The sequence below is a fragment of the Nostoc sp. LPT genome, from assembly GCF_017115165.1.
In the GTDB taxonomy this organism is placed as follows: Bacteria; Cyanobacteriota; Cyanobacteriia; order Cyanobacteriales; family Nostocaceae; genus Nostoc.
Genome location: NZ_JABXKF010000053.1, coordinates 44,755 through 50,754 on the forward strand (window position 1 = coordinate 44,755; position 6,000 = coordinate 50,754).

Here is a 6,000-nt window from a genome sequence, read left to right on the forward strand (position 1 = left end):
ATTATAAATATACATAAAACTGACGACTGAGCCGGAAGTCAAAAGTTATCTTCAATAAAGTTTTATTTGTGAACTTTTTTGTAGTTAGGTAAATACATCTTTGCCATCAAGTGAAATGATTTCCATATTAATTAAATTAGAGGCTGGGGATTAGAGATTGGGGACTAAACATCAATTTCTAATCCTCAGTCCAAACTGAACTGAAGGTTTTTATCGCAGAGAAATTATCCGCGAGTGAGTTTCTAATTTTTCAGTCGCTGTTAAAACTTCTTGTCTTGCCCATTTATCTGCTGCCAAAATGTCATCTAAAGAGGGATTTGCACGGTTATCATTTTGATGGTGATCGCACACCCATTCGATACACCGGGGAATATCTAAAAACCGAATTTTTTCATCTAAAAATAAAGCTACAGCTTGCTCATTTGCGGCATTCAACACCGCTGGCATCGAACCACCAGCTTTACCCACAGCATAAGCCAACTGCATACAAGGATACTTCTGGTGATCTGGTTCGCGGAAGGTGAAATTTCCAGCTTTGACTAAATCTAGTCGTTCCCAGTTGGTGTAGATGCGATCGGGCCAAGATAGGGCATACAGTAAAGGTAAGCGCATATCTGGCCAACCGAGTTGAGCTAAAACTGAAGTATCTTGCAGTTCAATCAGTGAGTGAATAATGCTCTGAGGATGAATGACAATTTCGATATTCTCATAATCCAACCCAAACAGGAAGTGAGCCTCAATTACTTCCAGTCCTTTATTCATCAAAGTAGCAGAGTCTACTGTGATTTTCCGTCCCATCGACCAATTAGGATGTTTGAGGGCATCAGCAACGGTTACATCTGCTAACTTTTCTACATCCCAATCGCGGAAAGCTCCACCCGATGCAGTGAGTAAAATTTTCCGTAAGCCTCCCTTTGGCACACCTTGGAGGCATTGAAAGATTGCGGAGTGTTCGGAATCAGCTGGAAGTAATTTTACACCATGTTTTTCAACTAAGGGTAGAACCACAGGGGCCCCAGCAATCAGAGTTTCTTTGTTCGCTAAGGCAATATCTTTACCAGCTTCAATAGCTGCAATCGTGGGTAGTAAACCAGCACAACCAACGATACCAGTAACAACGGTTTGGGAATCACCGTAACGGGCTACTTCTATCACTCCGGCGTCACCTGCCAGTAGAATCGGTTGGGGATCGAGGTCAATGATAGCTTCTTTGAGCGCTGGTAATTTATCTTCTGAGCAAATGGCTGCTATTTCTGGTCGAAACTGCCGAATTTGAGCACCCAACATTTCAACATTGTTCCCAGATGCCAATCCCACAATCCGAAACTGATCTGGGTACTGAGTGACAATATCTAAAGTCTGAGTACCAATAGAACCAGTGGAACCAACGAGAGTAATCGCTTTCACAATTGCTTAAGGATTTACAGACAACTCCCACTATAAATTGCTTGGGACTCTTTAATCACAGCAATCACCATAATCGATACACTGATGCCAAAAGAGGGAGTGGGGAGATGAGGGAGATGAGGGAGAAATCAATTCAAAATTCACGCATTAAAGAACTTCTGCCTTCTGACTTGAAAGTGCTGTTAGCGGTAGCGGGGCGTTTAGCCCGTGCTGAGTAAAAATACTAGTTACCAGTCCCATTTTCATGCATGGTGATGAAAATTTTTTCATTGGGACTGCCTCACTTCTCTACGAGAGGCTGCGCCAACGACTACGCTCTGTTACCACCTGCTTCCTGCCTTTTCCCCAATGCCCAATGACTAATGACTCTTGACAAATGACAAATGACAAATTTTCATATAACTAGACAAAATTTGTATTTATAAATACTATATTTCTAAAGATAAATTCTGAGAAAATTGGCAAAAGTAACCAAGTATGGAACACTTTTAAGTAATTTTTAATCTGTCCAGTTTGTTAATTATGTTGGTGGAGGATTTAATATGCAAAATATTACTCATAAATTGCTGTGTTACAGCCATAGGTAAAAGGATGCTCAAAGGAGTTTGTTGAAGCACTCAACCCTATGGTCAAAGTTCAGATAGTTATAAAAAAAGTTTTATGGAAAAATGATTTCTTGTTTCCAGCAGCAATATGGCTTGCCAGTCGAATATTTATCTGGACAGCTATGTTGCTGGTTGCGCCAAAACTATCCTTACCAGCAGAGGAATTTTTGCCCCGTTTTGGCTGGGGGGTTTTTGATGCTTGGGATAGTATCCATTATCGAGCGATCGCAACTTCTGGTTATGAATTTGTGAATGACGGCAAGCAACATAATCTGGCCTTCTTTCCCCTGTTTCCCTTAAGCATCTGGGTTTTGATGGAGTTGGGCTTATCGTTTGAATTGGCAGGCACATTAATCAACAACTTGGCATTTTTTGCAGCACTTTACTGTTTGTACTTTTGGGTCAAGGATCATTATGGCATCAATACAGCACACTGGGTAACTGCTGTACTTTCTTTATATCCAGCTTCGATGTTTACGGGAGTGATTTACACAGAGGGGCTGTATTTATTTTTGAGTACGGCGACTTTGCGGGCGTTCGATCAAAAGCAGTATGGCTGGACTGCTTTTTGGGGCGCGATGGCGACAGCAACACGTCCTACAGGTATGGCACTAATTTCAGCATTGGCGATCGCAGCCTGGAAAGAACGCCGACCACCCGTTGCCTATATAGCTAGTTTCACTACTGCTATTGGCATACTTCTATTCAGTTTGTATTGTGCGATTTATTTTGGCGACCCTTTAGCTTTTATCGAAGCACAGCGGGGATGGCGACCAACTCTGGGGTTTGATTGGCAGGGTTGGTTAAATATGTTCATGCAAATTGCCGTTGGCAGTAAAAATTGGCAATTTGGCTGGGTTCAAAACTCCTCTGGTACAATTCAAGACCCCTGGTATCTCTTGTTATTTGGCGTGATTGTTGCCGGTGGCTATCTTTTATGGCATTTCCGTCAACGTTTTAGTTCTGTAAAATTATTTTATGGCTTTTATGGTTTAGTCTTCTTTTTGTTGATTCTGGCAAGCGAAGAGTGGATCAATAACTTCCTCAACTTGTTCATGGTCTTAGGTGGTGGCTATGTGTTGTGGCGCTTACACACGCAACTGACCCCAGTTACAGTTATTTATGGCTTTTGTGGTATTGGTTTGCTGCTAGCTTCTGGAGGCACTATCTCATTAAGCCGTCTCGCCTACGGTATTGTGCCTTTGAACATAGCAATTGGTGTGCTGCTATCTCGCCATCCTCGTCAAGGATATTTAATATTGGGCGCTTTTGTGATACTACTAGCCAAAATAGCTGTAGGATTTGCCCAAGAGCATTGGGTTGGTTAGAAAGTTCAATCCATTATTGCTAAGAAATTGAATTTAAATTTCCTAATGAATGTATCGAATCAAACGAAGATAGCGATCGCTTCATTATTTCTAGGTGTAGGTGCCATATCTTTTGACTCTATTTTTATGAAATTGAGCGAAATTGAACTCAGCCCCAGTGCCACTGTATTTAATCGCTTTTGGCTTGCTAGTGTGGTTTTCTTGCTCTGGCATGGATACAAAGCAATATGGCAGCGATTTTCTGGAGACAAACCTGTAGAACAGCAACCCTACACCAGCCAGGATCTTTTGCTATTGCTAGGTGCTGGTATTCTTTGGGCTGCCACTTTAGTTTTGTTGGCTTGGTCGCTGACTCAAACTAGCGTTGCGATTTCTAGTGTGTTGCATAACCTCGCTCCCATATTTACTAGCTTAGGGGTGTGGCTGTTATTTCGTCAGGGTTTTGAGAACCAATTCCTGATTGGGATGGTCATCGCCCTTGGTGGAGCGATCGCTATTGAATTTGAGGAGTTGCAAATTGCCACAGATGAGGTTCAAGGAAGCTTGGCTGCGATCGTTTCGGCGATTTTATTGAGTGCATACCTGCTGATCGTAGAAAAATTACGAACCAAATTTTCTCCGGCCACAATTCAGTTGTGGATCTGTGCGATCGCGGCTTTAGCGATCTTCCCTATACTTTTGTTTACTCAAGATCAGCTTTTTCCTTCTACAGTCAGTGGGTGGCTTTGGGTAATTTTCTTGGCGCTGATTTGCCAAGTTTTAGGTCATGGGCTTTTGACCTATAGCCTTGCCAAGTTCTCCTCTGTGGTTGTCTCCTTGGTGCATCTATTAGAGCCAGTATTTAGCGGTATTTTCGCTCTTGTAATTTTTTCGGAAACATTAACTTTCTCAAATTGGGTAGGTTTCGCTGTAGTTTTAATGGGTTTATACTTAGCCGTATCTAGCCAAGAGGCTGTTAATTTGCCGTTGCAAGAATCAGTCAAAAATATAATTAACACTTTCGTTCAAAGTATGACGCTCAAACTGTCATTACTGAAGCAACAATTCTCCGAAACACCAGCTTTATTAGGAACTGTCTCATTATTGTTTGCTCTAATTCCCATATCTTTAGCACCATCTCTGACCAAATTGTGTCAACAAGAAATTGGTGCAAATGCTGTAGTCTTTCATCGCAGTTGGATTGCGACAATTGTCTTTGGGCTGTGGAATGGACTTGAGGCTTTCCGCTACCAACAGTCTGTTGAAGGAGGCAGGAGGCAGGATAGCGCAACGGTAGCGAGTCCACGAGCGCCGGCAGGAGGCAGGAGGCAGGAGGCAGAGGGAGAGGGCAATATTACTTCTGCCTTGCTTGATAACCAATCCATAGAACAGAAGCCTTTTACAAGTCAAGAAGTGTGGCTATTGTTGGCAATGGGAACCTCTGCTGGAACCTACCTTCTATTGTGGGCTTGGTCGCTGAGTCAAACTAGTGTTGCCAACGTGGCTTTACTGTCTAATTTGAACTCCTTATTTGTTGCTTTGGCTGGGTATCTGTTATTTGGTTGACGTTTCGACAACAGATTCGTGATTGGTTTGGTCATCGCTTTGGCAGGAGCAATCGCCTTTGAACTCAATAAGGTGCAATTTGCAACCGATCAAATATTAAGGGATGCATTAGCATTGCTAACTGCGGTTTTCATGGCTACTTGTATGCTGCTGATAGAAAGACTCCGAACCAGATTTAGCACTGCAACTATCATGCTGTGGCGCTGTGGAGTAACAACAATGTTTCTACTACCCGTTCTCCCATTCCTCGAAGATAGACTATTGCCCTATTCCTGGACGGGTTGGTTTTTCATCATTTTCCAAGCTCTCTTCTGTCAAGTGCTGGGTCAGGGACTTTTAGCTTATAGCCTCAGTAGAATCTCTTCAGGCGTTGTTGCCGTCACACTTCTTCTAGAACCAGTTCTAGCTTCCATTTTTGCTTGGTTCATTTTTTCAGAACAAGTAGGTTTGTTTGACTGGGCTACTTTTGCCGTAGTTTTAGCGGGTATCTATTTAGCCCAATCTAGTCAATCGATTATTCAAGTAACAAACGAAGGATAGTAGCAGTATGAGAGCTAGTTACCAAAGATAAGCTGTTCCACATTTAACTTGTATAAGTAGTGTGAAAATATTGCCCAAACTCCAAAATATTGATGAAATTTATATCGGCGCGGGTGGGGTATTTTTGTACTTCATCAACTTAAAATCTGCTGTAGTATTTGGACACAGCCAACGAGACTGATACAATTTATGACGAAAGCTTCCGACAAAACATTATTCAAATTAGTGAAATCTCCATTTAATAGGTTCTTAAACTCTCTGCCATTCCCGGTTGCTGGATACTTGCCTATTGGGATTATATTAGCAGTGCTGATTCGATTGGTTTGTGTTCCAAATAAATCAGTGGATTACAAGTTTTTTTTAGCGCGCTGGTATGATTTCATCGCATCTCATGGCGGGTTGAGCGCTCTTAAATATAGTTTTGCCGACTATACACCCCCCTACCTCTACTGGATTTTAATTGCTGCCACCCTGCTTTCTGGATTGCCGAAAATTTTGGCAATTAAGCTTTTTGCGATGACTGTTGATTTTCTTTGTGGCTTTTTAACTTACAAAATTGTTCGACTAAAATACCC

4 protein-coding genes and 1 pseudogene are annotated in these 6,000 nt (G+C 42.0%); 4 read left to right on the forward strand and 1 reads right to left on the reverse strand.

Going from position 1 to position 6,000, the window contains the following annotated elements; all coding sequences use genetic code 11:
* Positions 1 to 210: 210 nt before the first annotated feature.
* On the reverse strand, positions 211 to 1,407 hold the full coding sequence (gene dxr / locus HWQ58_RS12280) for a 1-deoxy-D-xylulose-5-phosphate reductoisomerase (protein WP_292862331.1): 1,197 nt from the start codon (positions 1,405 to 1,407) through the stop codon (positions 211 to 213).
* 625 nt (positions 1,408 to 2,032) lie between these two features.
* Here dxr and HWQ58_RS12285 point away from each other — a divergent pair.
* The 4 genes and pseudogenes from HWQ58_RS12285 to HWQ58_RS12300 all read left to right on the forward strand — a co-directional run.
* The gene (locus tag HWQ58_RS12285) at positions 2,033 to 3,340 is read left to right on the forward strand and encodes a mannosyltransferase family protein (RefSeq protein ID WP_292862334.1); all 1,308 of its coding nucleotides are present in this window, start codon (positions 2,033 to 2,035) and stop codon (positions 3,338 to 3,340) included.
* Between the two features lie 45 nt (positions 3,341 to 3,385).
* On the forward strand, positions 3,386 to 4,885 hold the full coding sequence (locus HWQ58_RS12290) for an EamA family transporter (RefSeq protein WP_292862337.1): 1,500 nt from the start codon (positions 3,386 to 3,388) through the stop codon (positions 4,883 to 4,885).
* 18 nt (positions 4,886 to 4,903) lie between these two features.
* Positions 4,904 to 5,425, forward strand: a complete 522-nt coding sequence (locus tag HWQ58_RS12295; protein WP_292862340.1) for a DMT family transporter — start codon at positions 4,904 to 4,906, stop codon at positions 5,423 to 5,425.
* Positions 5,426 to 5,767: 342 nt separating this feature from the next.
* Positions 5,768 to 6,000 (forward strand): annotated as a pseudogene (locus HWQ58_RS12300) (hypothetical protein); the annotation flags it as partial.